The 18,229-nt window shown below is 66.7% G+C and carries 19 protein-coding genes; 7 read left to right on the top strand and 12 right to left on the bottom strand.

Features of this window, described 5'->3' with window-relative positions; all coding sequences use genetic code 11:
- Positions 1-109: 109 nt before the first annotated feature.
- The 5 genes from dnaA (at position 110) to MU856_RS00025 (ending at position 5,301) form a co-directional block, all read left to right on the top strand.
- The gene (dnaA, locus tag MU856_RS00005) at positions 110-1,480 is read left to right on the top strand and encodes a chromosomal replication initiator protein DnaA (protein WP_412072835.1); all 1,371 of its coding nucleotides are present in this window, start codon (positions 110-112) and stop codon (positions 1,478-1,480) included.
- 194 nt (positions 1,481-1,674) lie between these two features.
- Positions 1,675-3,198 (top strand): acyl-CoA synthetase, encoded by a 1,524-nt coding sequence (locus MU856_RS00010; RefSeq protein WP_186401258.1) that lies wholly within the window; start codon positions 1,675-1,677, stop codon positions 3,196-3,198.
- Positions 3,195-3,845, top strand: a complete 651-nt coding sequence (locus MU856_RS00015; protein ID WP_263588160.1) for a TetR/AcrR family transcriptional regulator — start codon at positions 3,195-3,197, stop codon at positions 3,843-3,845. The genes MU856_RS00010 and MU856_RS00015 overlap by 4 nt, the downstream gene beginning before the upstream one ends.
- A gap of 29 nt (positions 3,846-3,874) precedes the next feature.
- Positions 3,875-4,486 (top strand): 2-hydroxychromene-2-carboxylate isomerase, encoded by a 612-nt coding sequence (locus MU856_RS00020; protein ID WP_062901153.1) that lies wholly within the window; start codon positions 3,875-3,877, stop codon positions 4,484-4,486.
- A gap of 11 nt (positions 4,487-4,497) precedes the next feature.
- Positions 4,498-5,301 carry a crotonase/enoyl-CoA hydratase family protein gene (locus MU856_RS00025; protein ID WP_186401256.1) on the top strand — a complete coding sequence of 268 codons (804 nt, stop codon included), beginning with the start codon at positions 4,498-4,500 and terminating at the stop codon, positions 5,299-5,301.
- Positions 5,302-5,327: 26 nt separating this feature from the next.
- Here the strand turns inward: MU856_RS00025 and MU856_RS00030 are convergent, their stop codons facing one another.
- The 8 genes from MU856_RS00030 to MU856_RS00065 all read right to left on the bottom strand — a co-directional run bounded on the left by MU856_RS00030 (position 5,328) and on the right by MU856_RS00065 (position 11,646).
- Positions 5,328-6,017, bottom strand: coding sequence for an ATP12 family chaperone protein (locus tag MU856_RS00030; protein WP_062901151.1), 690 nt, complete (start codon positions 6,015-6,017; stop codon positions 5,328-5,330).
- Positions 6,014-6,250, bottom strand: a complete 237-nt coding sequence (locus tag MU856_RS00035) for a hypothetical protein (protein WP_003048754.1) — start codon at positions 6,248-6,250, stop codon at positions 6,014-6,016. Before MU856_RS00035 ends, MU856_RS00030 begins: the two co-directional genes overlap by 4 nt.
- Positions 6,247-6,870: an FMN-binding negative transcriptional regulator gene (locus MU856_RS00040; RefSeq protein WP_062901150.1), complete on the bottom strand. Its 624-nt coding sequence runs from the start codon at positions 6,868-6,870 to the stop codon at positions 6,247-6,249. Before MU856_RS00040 ends, MU856_RS00035 begins: the two co-directional genes overlap by 4 nt.
- On the bottom strand, positions 6,870-8,108 hold the full coding sequence (locus MU856_RS00045; protein ID WP_234179240.1) for an RluA family pseudouridine synthase: 1,239 nt from the start codon (positions 8,106-8,108) through the stop codon (positions 6,870-6,872). Before MU856_RS00045 ends, MU856_RS00040 begins: the two co-directional genes overlap by 1 nt.
- Positions 8,105-8,482: a fluoride efflux transporter CrcB gene (gene crcB / locus MU856_RS00050; RefSeq protein ID WP_062901148.1), complete on the bottom strand. Its 378-nt coding sequence runs from the start codon at positions 8,480-8,482 to the stop codon at positions 8,105-8,107. The genes MU856_RS00045 and crcB overlap by 4 nt, the downstream gene beginning before the upstream one ends.
- 276 nt (positions 8,483-8,758) lie before the next feature.
- Positions 8,759-10,162 (bottom strand): SPOR domain-containing protein, encoded by a 1,404-nt coding sequence (locus MU856_RS00055; protein WP_234179239.1) that lies wholly within the window; start codon positions 10,160-10,162, stop codon positions 8,759-8,761.
- A 27-nt stretch (positions 10,163-10,189) separates the two neighbouring features.
- A complete protein-coding gene (locus tag MU856_RS00060; RefSeq protein WP_062901146.1) occupies positions 10,190-10,906 on the bottom strand; it encodes a hypothetical protein in 717 nt (238 codons plus the stop codon).
- A 17-nt stretch (positions 10,907-10,923) separates the two neighbouring features.
- Positions 10,924-11,646: a ParA family protein gene (locus tag MU856_RS00065; protein WP_003048766.1), complete on the bottom strand. Its 723-nt coding sequence runs from the start codon at positions 11,644-11,646 to the stop codon at positions 10,924-10,926.
- A 258-nt stretch (positions 11,647-11,904) separates the two neighbouring features.
- Here MU856_RS00065 and MU856_RS00070 point away from each other — a divergent pair, with 258 nt between their 5' ends.
- Positions 11,905-13,089 carry an SPOR domain-containing protein gene (locus tag MU856_RS00070; protein WP_234179237.1) on the top strand — a complete coding sequence of 395 codons (1,185 nt, stop codon included), beginning with the start codon at positions 11,905-11,907 and terminating at the stop codon, positions 13,087-13,089.
- A gap of 42 nt (positions 13,090-13,131) precedes the next feature.
- On the opposite strand, the gene MU856_RS00075 is transcribed toward MU856_RS00070, so the two are convergent.
- Positions 13,132-14,523, bottom strand: coding sequence for a DUF1254 domain-containing protein (locus MU856_RS00075; RefSeq protein ID WP_062901144.1), 1,392 nt, complete (start codon positions 14,521-14,523; stop codon positions 13,132-13,134).
- A 132-nt stretch (positions 14,524-14,655) separates the two neighbouring features.
- Here MU856_RS00075 and MU856_RS00080 point away from each other — a divergent pair, with 132 nt between their 5' ends.
- A complete protein-coding gene (locus tag MU856_RS00080; protein WP_263588161.1) occupies positions 14,656-15,396 on the top strand; it encodes a Crp/Fnr family transcriptional regulator in 741 nt (246 codons plus the stop codon).
- Positions 15,397-15,471: 75 nt separating this feature from the next.
- On the opposite strand, the gene MU856_RS00085 is transcribed toward MU856_RS00080, so the two are convergent.
- Genes MU856_RS00085 through MU856_RS00095 form a run of 3 tightly spaced genes read right to left on the bottom strand, consistent with a single transcriptional unit; the run spans position 15,472 to position 18,215 of the window.
- Positions 15,472-15,729: an ATP synthase F1 subunit epsilon gene (locus MU856_RS00085; protein ID WP_003043394.1), complete on the bottom strand. Its 258-nt coding sequence runs from the start codon at positions 15,727-15,729 to the stop codon at positions 15,472-15,474.
- A 47-nt stretch (positions 15,730-15,776) separates the two neighbouring features.
- Entirely contained in the window at positions 15,777-17,315 is a 1,539-nt protein-coding gene (gene atpD / locus MU856_RS00090) for a F0F1 ATP synthase subunit beta (RefSeq protein ID WP_082819839.1), read from the bottom strand.
- A gap of 24 nt (positions 17,316-17,339) precedes the next feature.
- Positions 17,340-18,215: a F0F1 ATP synthase subunit gamma gene (locus tag MU856_RS00095; protein ID WP_062901142.1), complete on the bottom strand. Its 876-nt coding sequence runs from the start codon at positions 18,213-18,215 to the stop codon at positions 17,340-17,342.
- Positions 18,216-18,229 lie beyond the last annotated feature (14 nt).

Consider the following 18,229-nt stretch of genomic DNA (forward strand, 5'->3'; position numbering starts at 1 on the left):
CGGCATGTGGTGGGCTGCGGGGCGATCGGGCCGCCGTGGGGGCATATTGGGGGCATGGATTGTGGTGCAAAGCGGGGACAGGCGTGACGACAAGGCAGGCATGGAAACGATGAACGCCGATGCCGCGACGCTTTGGCCGCGCGTGGCCGAAGGGCTGCGCCGCGATCTGGGTGCGCGCACCTTCGATCATTGGCTGAAGCCCGTCCGTTTCGCCGAATATTGCACCCTGTCGGGCGTCGTGACGCTGGAAACCGCGAGCCGCTTTTCGGCCAACTGGATCAACGAACGATTCGGCGAGCGCCTCGAACTGGCGTGGCGCCAGCTGCTGCCCGCGGTGCGCAGCGTGTCGGTGCGCGGCGGAGTTGCCGCTGCCGAGCGGGCGAGCGTGCTCGCCTCGGCGCCGCTTCCCAGCTTCGAAGTGCCGGTGCAAGTCGCCGCGCCCGCCGCCAATCCCGCGCTGCTCGGCTTCGATCCGCGGCTCTGTTTCGACCGCTTCGTCGTTGCGCGCTCGAACATTCTCGCTGCCAATGCGGCGCGCCGCATGGCGATGGTGGAAACGCCGCAGTTCAACCCGCTTTATCTCTGCTCGGGCACCGGGCAGGGCAAGACGCATCTCCTGCAGGCGATCGCGCAGGACTATGCTGCCGCGCACCCGACCGCGACCATCATCCTGATGTCGGCGGAAAAATTCATGCTCGAATTCGTCGGCGCGATGCGCGGCGGCGACATGATGGCGTTCAAGGCGCGGCTCCGCGCCGCCGACCTCCTGCTCCTCGACGATCTGCAGTTCGTGATCGGCAAGAATTCGACGCAGGAAGAGCTGCTCCATACGATCGACGACCTGATGACCGCGGGCAAGCGGCTCGTCGTCACCGCCGACCGGCCGCCCACGATGCTCGACGGGGTCGAGGCGCGGCTGCTGTCGCGCCTGTCGGGCGGGCTTGTCGCCGATATCGAGGCGCCCGAGGACGATCTGCGCGAACGCATCATCCGCCAGCGCCTTGCCGCCATGCCGATGGTCGACGTGCCCGACGACGTCGTCGCCTATCTCGTCCGCCATTTCACGCGCAACATCCGCGAACTCGAAGGCGCGCTCAACAAGCTGCTCGCCTATGCAGCGCTGACGGGCGCCAAGGTCGATCTGGCGCTCGCCGAAGATCGGCTTGCCGAAAATGTCCGCAGCGCGCGCCCGCGGATCACGATCGAGGAAATCCAGCGTGCGGTCTGTGCCCATTACCGGCTCGACAAGGCCGAAATGGCGTCGAAACGCCGCGTCCGCGCGGTTGCGCGCCCGCGCCAGGTCGCGATGTATCTCGCCAAGGAACTGACGCCGCGCTCCTATCCCGAGATCGGCCGCCGCTTTGGCGGGCGCGACCATTCGACGGTGATCCACGCGGTCCGCACGGTCGAGGCGCTGCGCGTGACCGACAGCGAACTCGACGGCGAAATCGCCGCGATCCGGCGCAGCCTCAACAACTGATCCACAGACTTATACCGGGCTTATCCCCGGACTTTTGCCGGGATCGGCGGGCGCTTCGGCCGTAGCGAAACTGCGCCCATTTTGACATCGGCATATCCTAGGGTCTTCACCCTACGGCGGCTTGACCGAAAGTTTCAGCTTGCTACTGATCGCGGGACATAAAGAAACCAAAAGTCTCTTGGAGAAGATGCCCGATGCACCCGTCTGTTCATGCTGCCAGCTCGCCCGACAAACCCGCAGTAATCGTCGCCGAAACCGGTGAGACGATCAGCTATGCCGAACTCGACGCAGCGTCGAACCGCGCCGCGCAGCTGTTTCGCAGCCACGGGCTGAAGCATGACGATGTCGTTGCTTTTATGCTGGAAAACACGCCGCATTATTATGGGCTGACCTGGGGGGCACAGCGCGCGGGGCTGCGCTATGTCTGCATTTCGTCGCGGCTGACGCAGGACGAGACCGACTATATCCTTGAAAATTCGGGCGCGAAGATGCTCGTCGTCTCGGCCAGCCTCGCATCCGCGGCACTCCAGCTCGAAACTCGGATCGAACGCTATTCGATGGGTGGCGCGATTGACGGATGGCCCCGAATCGAGGACGCGCTGGCCGCGATGCCCGCGACGCGTATCGCCGACGAACGCGCCGGGGTCGACATGCTCTATTCGTCGGGGACGACCGGCCGGCCCAAGGGGGTCAAGGTGCCGCTCCCCGAAGAGGAGGAGATCGACGCGCCGAACAGTCTGGTGATGCTCGCTTCGGCGGCGTTCGGCATCAACGCCGACAGCATCTATCTTTCGCCCGCGCCGCTCTATCACGCGGCGCCACTCCGCTGGTCGATGACGATCCACCGGCTTGGCGGCACCGTCGTACTGATGAAGAAATTCGACCCCGAAGCCGCGCTGGCGGCGATCCAGCATTATCGCTGCAATGCGGCGCAGTTCGTGCCCACCCATTTCGTCCGCATGCTCAAATTGCCCGCGGAGGTGCGCGCGCAATATGATGTGTCGTCGATGAAGAGCGCGATCCACGCTGCGGCGCCGTGCCCGGTTCCGGTCAAGCAGGCGATGATCGACTGGTGGGGGCCGGTGCTTCTCGAATATTATGCGGGGTCGGAGGGCAATGGCATGACCTTTGCGACCAGCCAGGACTGGCTGGCGCACAAGGGCACCGTCGGCCGCGCGATCCTGGGGACCGTCCACATCGTCGGCGAGGATAATGAAACCGAAGTGCCGGTCGGCGAGGAGGGCGCGGTCTTTTTCGAAAGCGACAATGTCTTCGAATATCACGACGACCCCGAAAAGACCGCGTCGAGCCGCAATTCGAAGGGCTGGTCGACACTCGGCGACGTCGGCAAGCTCGATGCCGACGGCTTCCTTTATCTCACCGACCGCAAGAGCTTCATGATCATTTCGGGCGGGGTAAACATCTATCCGCAGGAGATCGAAAACCATCTCGTCACCCATCCCAGGGTTGCCGATGTCGCGGTCGTCGGCGGCCCGCACGAGGAAATGGGCGAGGAGGTGATCGCGGTGATTCAGCCCGCCGACATGGCCGACGCGACCGATGAATTCCGCGACGAGCTCGGCGCCTATGCGCGCCAGAAACTGTCGGGCGTGAAGGTGCCGCGCCGGATCGATTTCATGGAGGCGCTGCCGCGCCACGATACGGGCAAACTCTACAAGCGGCTGCTGCGCGACCAATATTGGGAAAAAAAGGCGTGAGCGCACCCCGCGTCAAGACGCGCGACCGCATTCTCGCTGCCGCGCTGCGCCTGTTCAACGAACAGCGCTTCGGCAGCGTATCCACCGCGGCTATCGCCGCCGATGTCGGCATCGCCGAGGGCAATCTCTGGTATCATTTCCGCAGCAAGCGCGCACTCCTCGACGCGATCAGCGCCGATTTCGCCGAGGCGATCGAAGAGCGGCTACAACTGCAGCCGTCCGATGATGGCGATCTGATCGAAGAATATGTCGCACTGCTCGCCTGCATGCAGCGCGAACTCCATACCTTCCGCTTTCTCTATCGCGACCGCGCCGATTATGGCGAATCGAGCCCGATCATTCTCGACCACATCGACGGCTGGTACGAACGCGTGCACGGCCAGCTGATGCTCTATCTCGGCGCGATGATCGATCGCGGCCACCTCGACTGGTCGCGCGCGCGGCTCGGCGATCTTTGCACCAATGCGCTGGTGATCCTGCGCTTCGGTCTCGAATATCAGCGCGAGATGGATCCGGCGGCGGTCGGCGACCTCGATAGCGCGCGCTGGACCGTCGAACGGCATCTGACCTTGTTCGAGGACCGGCTCGATCCCGCTGCGGCGCGCCGCTTCCACCGCGCGATCGAACAGGCCGACCTGCAGGGCTGACGCGCCCCTCCATTTCCGAAGGATCGATCATGCCGCGCCAGCTGGAATTCTTTTTCGACCTATCGTCGCCCTGGACTTATCTGGCGTTCACCAACGTCCAGCCGCTGATCGCGCGCACCGGCGCCAGCGCGACCTTTCGGCCGATCCTGGTCGGCGGGGTGTTCAACGCTGTGAACCAATCGGTCTACGCGGCGCGCGAACAGAGCGGCAATCGCAAGCTGCAACATAGCTGGAAGGTGCTGGGGGACTGGGCGCGGCTTGCGGGGGTGGAGATGAATTTCCCCTCCCGCTGGCATCCGGCAAAGAGCGTCGCGGCGATGCGCTTCGCCACCGCGCTCGAGCCCGATCAGCCGGCGCTGATCGCCTTCGCCCGGGCGGCGTTCGAATCCTATTTCGGCGCGCAGGACAATCTCGACGACCCCGCGGTGCTCGAAGCGGCAGCAACGCGCGCGGGCCTCGACGGCGCGGCGATCCGCGACGCGGCGGCGAGCGATTCGGTCAAGGCGCGGCTGCGCGCCAATACCGACGAGGTGATCGCGCGCGGCGGCTATGGTTCGCCGTCGATGTTCGTCGACGGCGATGATATGTATTTCGGCAACGACCAACTGCCGCTCGTCGAAGCGGCGCTTTTGAAAGCCTGAGAGGATTCTCCATGCAGGACCGTATTTCGATCACCATGCTCGACGACGGCATCGCCGACGTCCGCCTGATCCGCACCGACAAGATGAACGCGCTCGACGGCGCGATGTGGGAGGCGCTTGCAGCGGCGGTCGACCAGCTCAAGGCGACCGCGGGGCTGCGCGTCGTCGTCCTGTCGGGCGAGGGGCGCGCCTTTTGCGCCGGGCTCGATCTCTCCAGCCTCGGCGGCGAGCGCGATCCGGGCGCGAGCAGCGCCGGCGGCGGGCTCGCCGAACGGACGCGCGGCCTTGCCAACAACGCGCAATATGCCGCCTGGGGCTGGCGCGAACTGCCGGTGCCGGTGATCGCGGCGGTGCACGGCGTCGCCTTTGGCGCGGGCAGCCAGATCATGGCCGCAGCCGATATCCGCATCGTTCATCCCGATACGCGGATCGCGATCATGGAAATGCGCTGGGGCCTTGTCCCCGATGTCGCCGGCATGGCGCTGTGGCGCACCCAGGTCGCCGACGACGTGCTGCGCGAGATGATCTACACCAACCGCGAATTCAACGGCGTCGAGGCAAAGGCGCTGGGCTTTGCGACGCATGTCGCCGAAGAACCGCTCGCCAAGGCGATGGAACTTGCGGGGGTGATCGCGGGCAAGAATCCACATGCGATCCGCGGCGCCAAGCGGCTGTGCAACATGCTCGCCGACGCGAGCGATGCCGAAATCCTGCAGGCCGAAAGCGACGAACAGATAAAGGTCATCCGCACCCCCAATCAGATGGAGGCGGTGATGGCCCATATGCAGAAGCGCAAGCCCGACTTCGCCGATTGAGCGGAGGCGTCAGAGCATCGGATTCGTCAGAGTAAGCGCAAGAACCGCGCCGCGTTGCCCCAGTCGGCGGCGCGGCGGTCGCGCGCCTTTTGCGCTTCACTGTCGGCGCCCCAGCGGCGTTCCTGATACAGTTCGTCGAGGCTGACCGCCTCCCACAGCATGTCGGCGGCGAAGGCATCCTCGACGAGCGCGAGCCCGGCGACGAGCGACCCGCCGATGGTGACGAGAGGCGACAGCGGCGCGAGGCGAAAGGGATCGAGCGCGTGCACCGCCTCGCGCAGCGCCGCGACCGTCGCGGCGGGCTGGTCGATCGGCAGCACGCCTTGTGCCAGCGCGAATTCGATGCCGTGCCGCGCCTCCGCCCAGGCGAGCAGCGGATTCCACGCCGAAGCCTGTTCGCCTTGCAGCGCGGCATCGCGGTCGTCGCGGTAGCAGAGTAGATCCGTCTGGGCATAGGCGGCGATAGTCTCGGCAAAGGCCGCGCGGTCGCCCGTCGCCAGATCGATCGCGGCGTTGGCGATACCGGTCATCGGCATCGCCGCCGGGTCGATGTCGCTGCCCTGCGCATTCCATTCGGCGGCGATCGCTTCGGCGAGCCTCTCGCTCGGCACCACCAGCGGCGCGCGCGCGGGGGTGCGCACCGGGCGCCCGTCGAGCGCGATGCCTCGGCCGCCGTCCTGGGGGACGGTCGCGGCATTCTTCCAGAAGCGTTTCATGGCGCGGGCGGTGTCCGCCAGCGGCGCGCCAGGATGCGCGGCATGATTGCGAAATCGAACACGCCGGTCAGGACAACGATCACACCGATCCAGCGATCGGTGGGCTGACCGGCGATTGCCCAGCCGCCCCGTATGAGCACGAAGCCCGCCATGATGAAAAGCGCGCCGACGATTCGCATCGCCGACAGCGCGAAAAAGCGCTTCTTGGCCAGCCGGTCCTGTTCGTTGCTCATGCCCCCGCCTTATCGCCTGCGAGCTGGCGCATCAAATGCGCCAAGGCGCCGTGGCCCGTCCGCTCGATTCCCGCTGCCACGCGCTCGCGCTCGGCGGCAACCTTGTTCTGCGACAGTTTCACCGTCGGCCGCCATGCGCTGATCCGCATCTCGAAGCCGGTGATTGCGCTGGTCAACCGCGCGAAATAGCTGGCGTCCAACTTGGCGCGCGTCCACGGCGGATTTTCGCCAACGCGTGCCTCGTGCAGCATCGACAGCGTGTCGAGCTGCGCGACCAGTTCGGCATCGCCGAGCTTGCGCGGCACGCCTTCCATCTCGACCGCGACATAATTCCATGTCGGCACCGCGGTTGCGGCGTCGGTGTACCAGTTGGCGCTGACATAGGCATCGGGGCCCTGCACCACCGCGAGCGCCGGCGCGCCGGCAAGATGCTTCGTCAGCCCGTTACCGCGCGCGAGGTGGAATTGCAGCGTCGTCGCGTCGGCGCTGAGCACGACGGGCGCGTGGGCGACGCGCGGACCGTCGGGCGTCGCCGCGAAAATGGCGGCAAAGCCGATCTCGCGCACCAGCAGCGCGGCGAGATCGTCCTGCCGGGGCCGGAACGCCGGATTGGGGTGCATCAGCGCGGCTTCCGCGGCGCCGGACCACGGGCGCCCGTCTTGGCGGCGCCGGGCTTCGCCGGGCCGCGCTTTGCGGACGGTTTGCCGCCCGGCTTCGGTGCGCCGGATTTCGCCGTCCCCGGTCTCGACTTCGCTGCTTTCGCCGTCCCCGGTTTCGATTGGACCTTCGCCTCGGCACGGCCGCGCCGTTCGCCGCGTCGTGCCTTGCGCACCTGCTTCGCATGCGCCTTGGCCTTCGCCTTCTGCACCGTCTTGGTCGATACGCGCGGCGCCTCTTCGGTCAGCAGGTCGCCGAGCAGCGGGTCGAAGCCCAGCGCCTCCAGACTTTCGGCGAAATGCGGCGGCAGCGGCGCGCTGATGTCGATCGCGCCGCCGTCGGGATGGTCGATGCGCAGCCGGCGGCTGTGCAGGTGCAGTTTGCGGCTGATGGTTCCGGTCAGGAACGCGCCCTTGCCGCCATATTTGCCGTCGCCGACGATCGGATGGCCGATCGCCGCCATATGGACGCGCAATTGATGCGTGCGGCCGGTCAGCGGCTGCAGTTCGACCCACGCCGCACTGTTCCCCGCGCGTTCGATGACGCGATAGCGCGATTTCGACGGCAGGCCTTTCTCGTCGACGTGCATCTTCTCGCCGCCCGATCCGGGTTGCTTGGCGAGCGGCAGGTCGATCTCGCCCTGCGCGATGTCGGGGACGCCGACAACGATCGCCCAATAGGTCTTGCGAGCGCTGCGGTTCGAAAAGGCCTTGGCGAACCAGGCGGCGGCGCGCGGAGTGCGCGCGACGAGCAGCGCGCCCGACGTATCCTTGTCGAGCCGGTGGACCAGCTTGGGACGCACGGCGGCATCGCCCTGCAGGGCGCCGAGCAGGCCGTCGACATGGCTGTCGGTCTTGGTTCCGCCTTGCGTCGCGAGGCCCGGCGGCTTGTCGAGCACCAGCGCGCTCTTGTCGCGGTGCATGACCATCGCTTCGGCGAGCGCGATATCGGCGGGCGACAGCGCCTTTTCCTTGCGCGGCCGGGGGCCGGTTGGCGCCGTGGGCGGTACCGGCATCGCGATTGTCTGCCCCGCCTCGATCCGGTCCGAGACATCGGCCTTGCGCCCGTCGATGGTCAGTTCACCCGACCGGGCCCAGCGCGCGATCAGCGCGTGGGGCGTGCCCGGCCGGTGCCTTTTGAACCAGCGGTCGAGGCGGATGCCGTCATCCTCCTCGGCGACAATGGCGCTGTCGCCGCTCATGCGGGAAGCTGCCGCATCATGGCCATTCCGACGCCGCACGCCGCAATACCGATGATGACCGACGCGCCGACATAGGCCGCCGCCTGCGCCATCTGGCCCCGTTCGAACAGCGTCCAAAACTCCATGCTGAACGACGAGAAGGTGGTGAAGCCGCCCAGCACCCCGACGCCCAGGAACAGTCGGGCCTGATCGCTGCCGCCGCTACGCGCGAGCCAGCCGATCAGCAGCCCCATCATCAGGCTGCCGGCGATATTGACCGACAAGGTCCACCAGGGAAAGCCGGGGCCAAGCCGCGCGAGCAGGATCTGGCCGACCAGGTGCCGCGCACCCGCGCCGATCGCACCGCCGACCATGACAGGGAAAAGTCCGTTCATCCGCTCGCCCTAGCCGTAAAAGCGCGTGGCGCAAAGCCGGCGATCGCCCGTTGTTGATCGCATCGCTGCCTGTCGGCGACAGGGATCGTCGCCAAGGGGGCACGGCGATGAGAACAAAACAAGTTCCGATCGGACCTTCTTACCGCCTGTCGGCGCTCGGCGAATAGGCGCTGGCGCGCCAGGGAGAGCGCCTGCAGACGCGAAAGGGGCGCGGCCCCCCGGCTACGCCCCTTTCCCCCCTCAACCCCTTCCTCTGGTGGAAGGGGATAACTTTGTTCAGCGCGCGGCCATGCGCACCGGCTTGCCCGCCGATGCCCACTGGATCGCCTCGCTGCCGCCCATTTCGCGGACGAAGCAGCTCTGGCCCTGGGCCTTGAGGCTGCGGCACAGCTTCACGGCGTCGGCGCGCGAGCCGAGACCGTTGACGGTCAAGCGGAAGAAGGTGCGGCCATCGACGACCGCTGAATGGCTCGAAGCCGGATAAGCGGCCAGCACGCCGTTGCGCTTTTTCAACACGCCCCACTTTTCCTTGGCGATGCCCAGGCTGTCATAGGCGCCGAGCTGGACGGCCCAGCCCTGCGGCCTGGCGGCATCGAAGGCGGCGACGCGCGGCATGACCTTCGCGGCCAGTTCCTTCGCTTCGGGCGACGGCTTGCGAACAAAATCGCCCGCGACGCGCGGCGCGGCGCGATAGGGCTTGGCGTCGGCCATGATGACGGGCGCGGCCTTGGGCTGCGGCAGATCGGTGACCGGCACGACGCCATTGGCGTCGCGCTGCGGCATCGGCAGTTCGACCGTGCGGATCGCGCTGTCGGCACTGGCGAGCAGCGGCGGCGGCGGCGCAAACTGACCGACCGGCGCGGGATCGGCGCTCGCCAGAACCGGGGCGTCGGCGGCCGGCGCGGTATCGGCGGCGGCCATCTGCGTACCGGCGAAGTTGCTGAGCGCAAGGCGCACCGGCATACCGGCATCCTGTTGCGGCGTCGTGCCGATCAGGCTCGCGACGCGAAGCTGCGAATTGGGTTGTTCGGCCAGTTTCGACCATTCGGCCATGCGCGTTTCCACCTTCGCGAGCGACAGATCCTGCGACGCGACGATGCGCGCCTGCGCCCAGCGGCCCGACAGGGCAAGCGCCAGCGCCAAATTCTGCCGCGTGCGCGCGGTCGCACCTTCGGCGCGCGCGGCTTCGGTCAGGATATAGATTGCCGATTCGGTGTCTCCGGCCAGCGCGAGCGCGAGGCCGAGGTCGGGGGCCGGAACGGTATCGAAATTTTCCTTGAGCAGCGACACCGCCTGCGATGTCTTGCCCTGCGCGATATGCGCCAGCGTCATTGCGAGCACCGTGTTGCTGTCCTTGACGCCCAGCTCCATCGCTTCCGACAGGGCGTCGGTCGCCGAGGCGAAGCGTCCGTCGTTCAGATAGGCCTGACCGAGCAGCGCGCGGTAATGGCCGTCGCGTGGGCTCGCCGCGACCGCGGCTTCGGCAAGACCGACCGCCTTGCTGACCTTGCCATCCTCAAGGGCGGCGCGCGCCTTCTCGGCCGACGCGGCGGCAACCTCGGGCTTGCCCGCGGCGTCGTTCGGCCCCGCGGCGACCTTGCCCGGTGCGGCGCACCCGGTCGTGGTAACGCCCAGGACAAAGCCCGAAACGGCCAGCTTCATCAGCATGTTGCGGTTCATGTCAGGTCCCCCTTTATCTGGTCCGGATCAGGCCGACTTGCGCAGCGGGCGCGCGGCGGGCAGGCGGCTCGCCATCGCGTCGATTTCGGGCAAGGCCGACAGATAATCGTCGAGCAGTTCGGTCAGGATCGTCTGCGCCGACCGGTTGGTCACCGCACTCGCAAGGCGCAGGCGCAAATGGCGTTCGGCATCGAGGCGGAGCGTGAACGCCGCTTTTTCGCGAGCGCGCTGCGTTCGCGGCGCCTTGTCCTTCTTCGCCTTGGGCTCGGGCCGCGCCTCGACCTTGCGGGCGACGGCCGCGACGCGCTCGATCAGCGATTCCTGCTGGCGAACGATTTCGGGAACTTCGACTGCTTCGGGAGCAAAGTCGGCCGCCGGCGCGCCAGTCAGATCGACCGGCGTCGGATCGAGCGGCGCCATGTCGGCGGGCGTCAGGTCGGCCGTTTCTTCGGCGATCAGCTCGTGGCCGGTGCTGGCGTCGACCGCATGTTCGGCAGCGGCATTGTGATCGAGCACCGATCCGGCGAGCAGCGGCTTCAGATCGACCATACGTGCCGGTTCCGTCGACTGCTGCGGATCGACATCATAGCCCATGTCGTTCCAGCCCAGATCGTCATAGCCCTGCTGGCCGAAGGTCGCGGCGGGGCCGCTGCCGAGTGGCTGGCGGCGCATGGCAGGCCGTGCAGCGCCCTTGCGGGCCAGCAGTCCGGCGCTCAGCGATGCGAGGGGTTTGGGTTCGCCCATTTTTTCTACTCCCCCGTTCACTGGCCGGCCATGCGGCGGCCGAAACCGCCGCCCATCGGGCGGACGGTGCCGTAGCCGGGCTGTGCCGGCATCGGGGCGGAGAAGACGGTGCGGCGGAAATTCTTTTCCAGCCGGTCGTTTATATAGGTCCAAAGCTGGCGGATCTCGTCGGCCGAACGGCTGTTCGGATCGACCTCCATCACCGTGCGGCCATCGATCATCGAAGCCGCATAATCGGTGCGATGGTGCAGCGTTACCGGCGCGACGGTGCCGTGCTGCGACAGCGCAACCGCCGCTTCGCTTGTGATCTTGGCTTTCGGGGTTGCCGCGTTGACGACGAACACCAGCGGCTTGCCCGCTCGTTCGCACAGGTCGACGGTGGCGCCGACGGCGCGCAGGTCGTGCGGGCTCGGACGCGTCGGGACGACGATCAGCTCGGCGACCGAAATCACGCTCTGGATCGCCATGGTGATCGCGGGCGGTGTGTCGATGACCGCGAGCTTGAAGCCCTGCTGGCGCAATATCTCGAGGTCGGACGCCAGCCGCGCGACGGTCGTCTGCGCAAAGGCCGGCAGATCGGTCTCGCGTTCATTCCACCAGTCGGCAAGCGAACCCTGCGGATCGATGTCGATCAGGACGACCGGACCGGCGCCTGCAAGCTGGGCCTGCACCGCCAGATGCCCCGACAGGGTCGTCTTGCCCGACCCGCCCTTTTGTGAAGCCAATGCCAGAACGCGCACTGCTGTCCCCCTGAAAAAATCAACGAATTGGCGGGGGAATGCCATGCAGGGAGCTAAAATTGGGTTAACGATGATAAAAAGAAGGTGAACGAATTGCGCAGAAATCTGGTTAACAAGGCGTCAGTAACGACATGTGCCGAAGCGGGGCAACTTCGCTGCGCCCGGCCTCTATGCTAAGGGGCTGTTAGCCATTTGGGGTTAGGACCGGCTGCCGCGACGGCCGCCCGCCCGGTGCGGCGCAAGTCATTGGAGAATAAGATGCGTTCATTTCGCACCGCGCTGCGCCTCGCGCTCCCGATCGCTTCGGCCCTCGCTTTCGCGCTGCCCGCTCACGCGGACGTCAAGGATGGCGTCGACGCGTGGCAGGCCGGCGATTTTGCGAAGGCGGTGGCCGAATGGCGGCCGCTGGCGCTCGCCGGCGATGCCGATGCGCAGTTCAATCTGGGCCAGGCGTACAAGCTCGGGCGCGGTGTGGCGGTCGATCTGGTGCAGGCCGAAAGCTGGTATCGCCGCGCCGCAAAACAGGGCCATCTCCAGGCTGAGGATAATCTTGGCCTCGTCATCTTCACCGCCGGGCGGCAGAAGGAGGCGATGCCCTATATCATCCGCTCGGCCGAACGCGGCGAGCCGCGCGCGCAATATGTACTCGGCACCGCGCTGTTCAACGGCGACCTCATCGCCAAGGACTGGCCGCGCAGCTATGCGCTGACGAAACGCGCCAGCGATGCCGGGCTGACTGTCGCCTCGGCGCGGCTGGTCCAGCTCGACCAGCTCGTGCCGCTCGACCAGCGTCAGCGCGGGCTCGCCATGCTGCCGCAGATGGAAAAGGACGAAGCGCGTGCGCGTCTCGCGGCGGTCAGTGCGGGCGCCCCGGCGCCCGACGCAGCGCCCGCGCCGACGATCCGCACGGCCAGCCTGCCGGCCTCCCAACCGGGCGCGAGCTATACGCCGCCGCCGCTGATCGAACCGCAGCCCTCCGCCGCGAAGCCCGCCAAGTCGCGCGACGCCGCCACCGCCGCGAGCGAAGCGAGAGCCGATGGCGTCGCCGCGACGGCCGCCGCCAAGCCAGGGACCAGCTATGCTGCGCCGCCGCTGGCGGGCCCGCTGCCGGCAACCCCGGCCGCGGCTCCGGCGCCCAAGCGTATCCGCGTCGAACCGGCGGCGACGCCCGATGCCGCGGCCAAGCCCGCGCCGGTGCGCGTCGCAACCTCCGGCCCGTGGCGCGCACAGCTCGGCGCCTTTGCGGTCGATGGCAATGCGAAGAAATTGTGGGCGACGCTGGCGCGCAAATATCCCGCCGTCGCGGCCCAGACCCCCGCCTATGTCAAGGCGGGGTCGGTCACGCGGCTTCACGCCACTGGCTTTGCCACCCGCGCCGATGCCCAGGGCTTTTGCGCTACGCTCCAGAAGAGCGGACAGGCCTGCCTCGTCGTCGACAAATAGCCGTCGGCGCGGCAGGCCCGCTTCGCCTTACCTCAATCCGCTTCAGGGCAGCCGCTTGATTGCGGGCGGCGTCCAGCGGCCTTCGCGCGCCGCGCGCTCGGGCAGGTAGAGGCGCAGGTTCATCGAAAAGGACCCGGCGGGGGCGGGCAGCCAGTTGGCCTGTTTGTCGGCGCCGGGGTCGTCCTTCTGGATATAGAGGTCGAGCGATCCGTCGGCATTGAACGCCAGCTTGTCGCGATCGCCGATCGCATAGCGGCCGATCGGATTGTCGACGAAGAACTGATCTTCGCCATACATGGTCAGCGACCAGAAGGCGTCGGCGGGCGGAAGCTGGTCCTTGTCGAAATGCAGCACATAGCGTGCGGCACCGGTCAGCGGCTTGCCCTCGCTGTCGAGCGGCGCCATCGGGTAGATGGCTTCCTCGGGCGGCAGCGCACCCAGCCCGGCATAGGCAACGAAGGCGCGTTGCAGATAGTCATTGCCATAGACGCCCAGCGCATTGCCCAGCGCAACCCAATTGTTGCGCGTCAGCGCCAGCCGTTTACGGCGATCGAGCATCCGCTGATAGGCGTCGGCCGCGGCGCGCGTCAGGCCGCGCTGGACCGCCGGATCGGCCTTTGCGAGGTCGAAATCCTGTCCCGGAACCAGACCCACGCGCTCCATGCGCAGCAGGATCGCGTAATCGGTCGCGTGCGGCGGATTGCGCTTCATCACCTCAGCGAAGCGCGCGAAAAAGGCGCCGGGCGTCATCTGTGCGACCTGGATCACCGGCGGGGTCTTCATGTCGACGCTGCTGTCGACCTTCGGCATTGTGACGGCGCGCGGTTTGCCCCATTGCGACAGCGGCGCAGCATCATAGCCTGCCTGCAGGCTGTGGACATGGTCGTAATCGGCGGGGCCGTTGGTCTGGATGCGCCCGATGATCCACCCCATGTCGGTCGGGCTGCGCACCATCCGCATCCCCTGGGGCAGCCTGCCCTGCCAATGCGGACCGACCAGCGCGACGGTACCACCGTCGTTGCCCGTGGTGCGCGTGCCCAGTGTCGCGAACACCTCGGTCCACATGTCCATGATCGGCACCACATGATAGCGGCCGGCGGTCTTCGGCAGCGTCAGGACGAGCGGGTCCTTGCCGACGTCATACCATAGCGAGGAATAAAGCGTGTCGGCGTTGGGGCGCACGACATCCTTGAAGGTCGCGTCGGGATAGGTTCGCATATGCGAGAAATCGTTCATCGGCGCGCGCAGCCGTCCGGGCGCACCGGCATTGGTCGATACGAGCCGGGTCGTGTCCATCAGCACCATCGGATAGCCATAGGTATAGGCGTCGAGGCCGATCTCATAGGCCTCCTCCTCGCTCGCGGGGGCCGCCTGCACGGCCGGGCCCGACAGCGTGCCCGCGAGCATCGCCAGCAGCGCCAACAGATATTTCATAGGACCTCACTCCTCTTTCCACCTTTGCATTGGCGCCGTAGCGGGGCAGGCGGGCGCAGTCTGTCATCGGGCCGACAATCTCGTTGGGAAAATTGCCGCCGCATCCTACTATGGGCGCCGGGAGGACGGGTGATGGCGTCGCGGTCGCGGGAAAGCGTGGGGGAAGACACAGCGCCGACGCACGGCGACCGGCTGGCCGTGCTGCGCCGCTGTCCGCTCTTCGCTGCCTGGCCGGAGGCGCGGCTTGCCGACCTCGCCCGCATCGCGCGCACCGCCGACTATCCGCGCGGCGCCGAAATCTTCGCGCGCGATCCCGAACAACGCGACATTTTCGTGATCGCGGCAGGCGGGGTCGAGGTCAGCCGGGGCAGCGCCGCCGGACGCAAGTTCGTGCTCAGCCTGTCGGGACCGTTCGAAGTGCTCGCGCTCGTTCGTCTGCTCGACAATCCGCCGATCCGTTTCGCCTACCGCGCGCATAAGGATACGACGCTGGTGCATCTGCCGGTGGCCGGGCTGCGCGCGATCCTCGACACCGATCCGATCCTGTGGCGTGACATCGCGCTGCTCATGTGCGCGCGGCAGGGTGACAGCCTGCGGCTGCTCAACGACCAGCAGCTCGGATCGCTCGACCAGCGCATGGCGTGGACGCTCGCTGACCTCGCGCGCATCCACGGCATCGCGGGCGAACAGGGGACCGACTTGGGTTTGCGATTGCCTCAGGAGCAATTGGGCGCGATGCTCGGCGTCACGCGCCAGAGCGTGAACAAGCTGTTGCGCGGGTTCGAGGAGGCGGGGCTGATCGCCATCGATTACAACCGCATTACCATCCGCGACCCTGCGGCGCTCGATCGCCTCGCGGCGCAGCGCGATTAGGCGACCCGCCCCGGCACCGCCGACAAAAAAAGGGACCGCAAGGCCCCTTTTCGATCCGGCAAGCGACGCGCGGCGTCAGCCGGCGATATGTTCGGCGAGGACGGTGAGGCCGGCTTCGTTCACTTCGGCAAAGCCGCCTTCGACCTCGATCGTTTCGGGCTGGGCGCCGTTCGTCGCATAGATGGTCAGCGGGCCGTTGCGCAGCGTCGCCATGAAGGGCGCATGGCCTTCGAGCACCGAGAAATCGCCTTCGCTGCCCGGCACGGTGACCATATAGACGTCGCTCGACCGCTCGAGGCGGGCGGGGGTAACGAGTTCGAACTTCAGAGCCATATCTCTATTCCTACAACCCCTCCCCCGAAAGGGAGGGGCCGTTATCCTCAGGCCGCGTCTTCGGCGAGCTTCGCGGCCTTGGCGACCGCTTCGTCGATGCCGCCGACCATATAGAAGGCTGCTTCGGGCAGATGGTCATATTCGCCGTCGACGACGGCCTTGAACGACTTCACCGTTTCCTCGATCGGCACGAACTTGCCGGGGATGCCGGTGAAGACTTCGGCGACGTGGAACGGCTGCGACAGGAAGCGCTGGATCTTGCGCGCGCGGGCGACGACCAGCTTATCTTCTTCCGAAAGCTCGTCCATGCCCAGGATCGCGATGATGTCCTGCAGCGACTTGTACTTCTGCAGCGTTTCCTGAACGCGGCGGGCGGTTTCGTAATGCTCCTGGCCGACCGTCGCGGCGGTCAGCACGCGGCTGGTCGAATCGAGCGGGTCGACCGCGGGATAGATGCCGAGTTCCGAAATCGCGCGGCTCAGCGTCGTGGTCGCGTCCAAGTGAGCGAAGGAGGTGGCGGGAGCCGGGTCGGTCAAGTCGTCCGCGGGGACGTAAATGGCCTGCACCGACGTGATCGAGCCCTTGGTGGTCGAGGTGATGCGTTCCTGAAGCGCGCCCATGTCGGTCGACAGGGTCGGCTGGTAACCCACGGCGGAAGGAATACGGCCGAGCAGCGCCGACACTTCCGAACCCGCCTGCGTGAAGCGGAAGATGTTGTCGACGAAGAACAGAACGTCCTGGCCTTCCTGGTCGCGGAAATATTCGGCCATGGTCAGGCCCGAGAGCGCGACGCGAGCACGCGCACCCGGGGGTTCGTTCATCTGGCCGAACACCAGCGCCACCTTCGACCCCTCGGGGGTCGGGTTGCCGTCGGCGTCCTTGGCGATAACGCCGGCGTCGAGGAATTCGTGATAGAGGTCGTTGCCTTCGCGGGTGCGTTCACCGACGCCCGCGAACACCGACACGCCGCCGTGGCCCTTGGCGATGTTGTTGATCAGTTCCTGAATGAGAACGGTTTTGCCGACGCCGGCGCCGCCGAACAGGCCGATCTTGCCGCCCTTAGCGTAGGGCGCGATCAGGTCGATGACCTTGATGCCGGTGACCAGGATCGCCGCTTCGGTTGACTGGTCGACGAATTCGGGAGCCTTGGCATGGATCGGTGCGGTCATGTCGCTGTTCACCGGGCCGCGCTCGTCGATCGGGTCACCGATGACGTTGAGGATGCGGCCGAGCGTCTGCGGGCCGACGGGAACCGAAATCTGCGCACCGGTGTCGGTGACGGGCTGGCCGCGGGTCAGGCCGTCGGTCGCATCCATCGCGATCGTGCGGACGGTGTTCTCGCCAAGGTGCTGCGCAACTTCGAGGACGAGGCGGTTGCCATTGTTGTCGGTTTCGAGCGCGTTCAGAATGGCGGGCAGCGGGCCGGTGAACTGGACGTCGACGACGGCGCCGATGACCTGTGCAACGCGGCCGGTCGCGGTGCCGGTCGCAGCAGCCTTCGGCGCTGCGGCCTTCTTCGGCGCAGCAGCCTTGGGCGCGGCGGCCTTCTTGGCGGGAGCCTTCTTTTCAGCGGGAGCGGTAGCCATGGTCTTCTTCCTTGGGTTGATCGGTTAGAGCGCTTCGGCGCCCGCGATAATCTCGATAAGTTCGGTGGTGATCGCCGCCTGACGCGTGCGGTTGTAAACGATGGTCAGCTTGTTGATCAGCTCGCCCGCATTGCGCGTCGCATTGTCCATCGCAGTCATCGACGCGCCCTGTTCGGACGCGGCGTTTTCAAGGAGGCCCTTGAAGATCTGGATGGTGACGTTGCGCGGCAAGAGGTCAGCAAGGATTTCTTCCTCGCCCGGTTCATATTCGACCGCAGCGCCGCTCGACGCCGGAACGTCAGCGGGCGGCGGAACCGGGATCATCTGCTGGCCGGTTGCGATCTGAAGCAGTGCCGAGCGGAACTTCGAATAGAAGAGGTGCGCGACGTCGAAGGCGCCGGCTTCGTAAAGCTCCATCACCTTCGCTGAAATCTCGTTCGCCTGATCGAAGCCGATATCGCGGATGCCGGTCGTTTCGTAATTCTCGATGATCTGGCCGGGGAAGAGGCGGGCGATCACCGGCCGGCCCTTGCGGCCGACGAGGAAGAAGCGAACCGTCTTGCCTTCGGCCTGCAGCGCCAGAGCCTTGTCGCGTGCCGCCTTGACGATGTTCGAGTTGAACGCGCCGGCAAGGCCGCGGTCGCTGTTGAGCACGACCAGCAGGTGGGTGTCGCTCTTGCCGGTACCCGACAGCAGCTTGGGCGCCGAATCCGACGCGCCGACCTTGGAGGCGAGGCTGGCGACGACGCCTTCGAGCCGCTCGGCATAGGGCCGCGCAGCTTCGGCCGCGGCCTGCGCCTTGCGCAGCTTGGCGGCGGCAACCATCTTCTTGGCCTTGGTGATCTTCTGGGTCGATTTGACCGAGACGATCCGCCCTTTGAGTTCCTTAAGCGATGCCATTACGGCCCCTCTTG

The organism is Sphingopyxis sp. GC21 (assembly GCF_025727575.1).
GTDB classification, from domain to species: domain Bacteria; phylum Pseudomonadota; class Alphaproteobacteria; order Sphingomonadales; family Sphingomonadaceae; genus Sphingopyxis; species Sphingopyxis terrae_A.

Coding starts and splice junctions, on each gene's coding strand:
- dnaA (WP_412072835.1), top strand. CDS start 110: ATGAACGCCGATGCCGCGACGCTTTGGCCGCGCGTGGCCGAAGGGCTG.
- MU856_RS00010 (WP_186401258.1), top strand. CDS start 1,675: ATGCACCCGTCTGTTCATGCTGCCAGCTCGCCCGACAAACCCGCAGTA.
- MU856_RS00020 (WP_062901153.1), top strand. CDS start 3,875: ATGCCGCGCCAGCTGGAATTCTTTTTCGACCTATCGTCGCCCTGGACT.
- MU856_RS00025 (WP_186401256.1), top strand. CDS start 4,498: ATGCAGGACCGTATTTCGATCACCATGCTCGACGACGGCATCGCCGAC.
- MU856_RS00030 (WP_062901151.1), bottom strand. CDS start 6,017: ATGAAACGCTTCTGGAAGAATGCCGCGACCGTCCCCCAGGACGGCGGC.
- MU856_RS00035 (WP_003048754.1), bottom strand. CDS start 6,250: ATGAGCAACGAACAGGACCGGCTGGCCAAGAAGCGCTTTTTCGCGCTG.
- MU856_RS00040 (WP_062901150.1), bottom strand. CDS start 6,870: ATGCACCCCAATCCGGCGTTCCGGCCCCGGCAGGACGATCTCGCCGCG.
- MU856_RS00045 (WP_234179240.1), bottom strand. CDS start 8,108: ATGAGCGGCGACAGCGCCATTGTCGCCGAGGAGGATGACGGCATCCGC.
- crcB (WP_062901148.1), bottom strand. CDS start 8,482: ATGAACGGACTTTTCCCTGTCATGGTCGGCGGTGCGATCGGCGCGGGT.
- MU856_RS00055 (WP_234179239.1), bottom strand. CDS start 10,162: ATGAACCGCAACATGCTGATGAAGCTGGCCGTTTCGGGCTTTGTCCTG.
- MU856_RS00060 (WP_062901146.1), bottom strand. CDS start 10,906: ATGGGCGAACCCAAACCCCTCGCATCGCTGAGCGCCGGACTGCTGGCC.
- MU856_RS00070 (WP_234179237.1), top strand. CDS start 11,905: ATGCGTTCATTTCGCACCGCGCTGCGCCTCGCGCTCCCGATCGCTTCG.
- MU856_RS00075 (WP_062901144.1), bottom strand. CDS start 14,523: ATGAAATATCTGTTGGCGCTGCTGGCGATGCTCGCGGGCACGCTGTCG.
- MU856_RS00080 (WP_263588161.1), top strand. CDS start 14,656: ATGGCGTCGCGGTCGCGGGAAAGCGTGGGGGAAGACACAGCGCCGACG.
- MU856_RS00085 (WP_003043394.1), bottom strand. CDS start 15,729: ATGGCTCTGAAGTTCGAACTCGTTACCCCCGCCCGCCTCGAGCGGTCG.
- atpD (WP_082819839.1), bottom strand. CDS start 17,315: ATGGCTACCGCTCCCGCTGAAAAGAAGGCTCCCGCCAAGAAGGCCGCC.
- MU856_RS00095 (WP_062901142.1), bottom strand. CDS start 18,215: ATGGCATCGCTTAAGGAACTCAAAGGGCGGATCGTCTCGGTCAAATCG.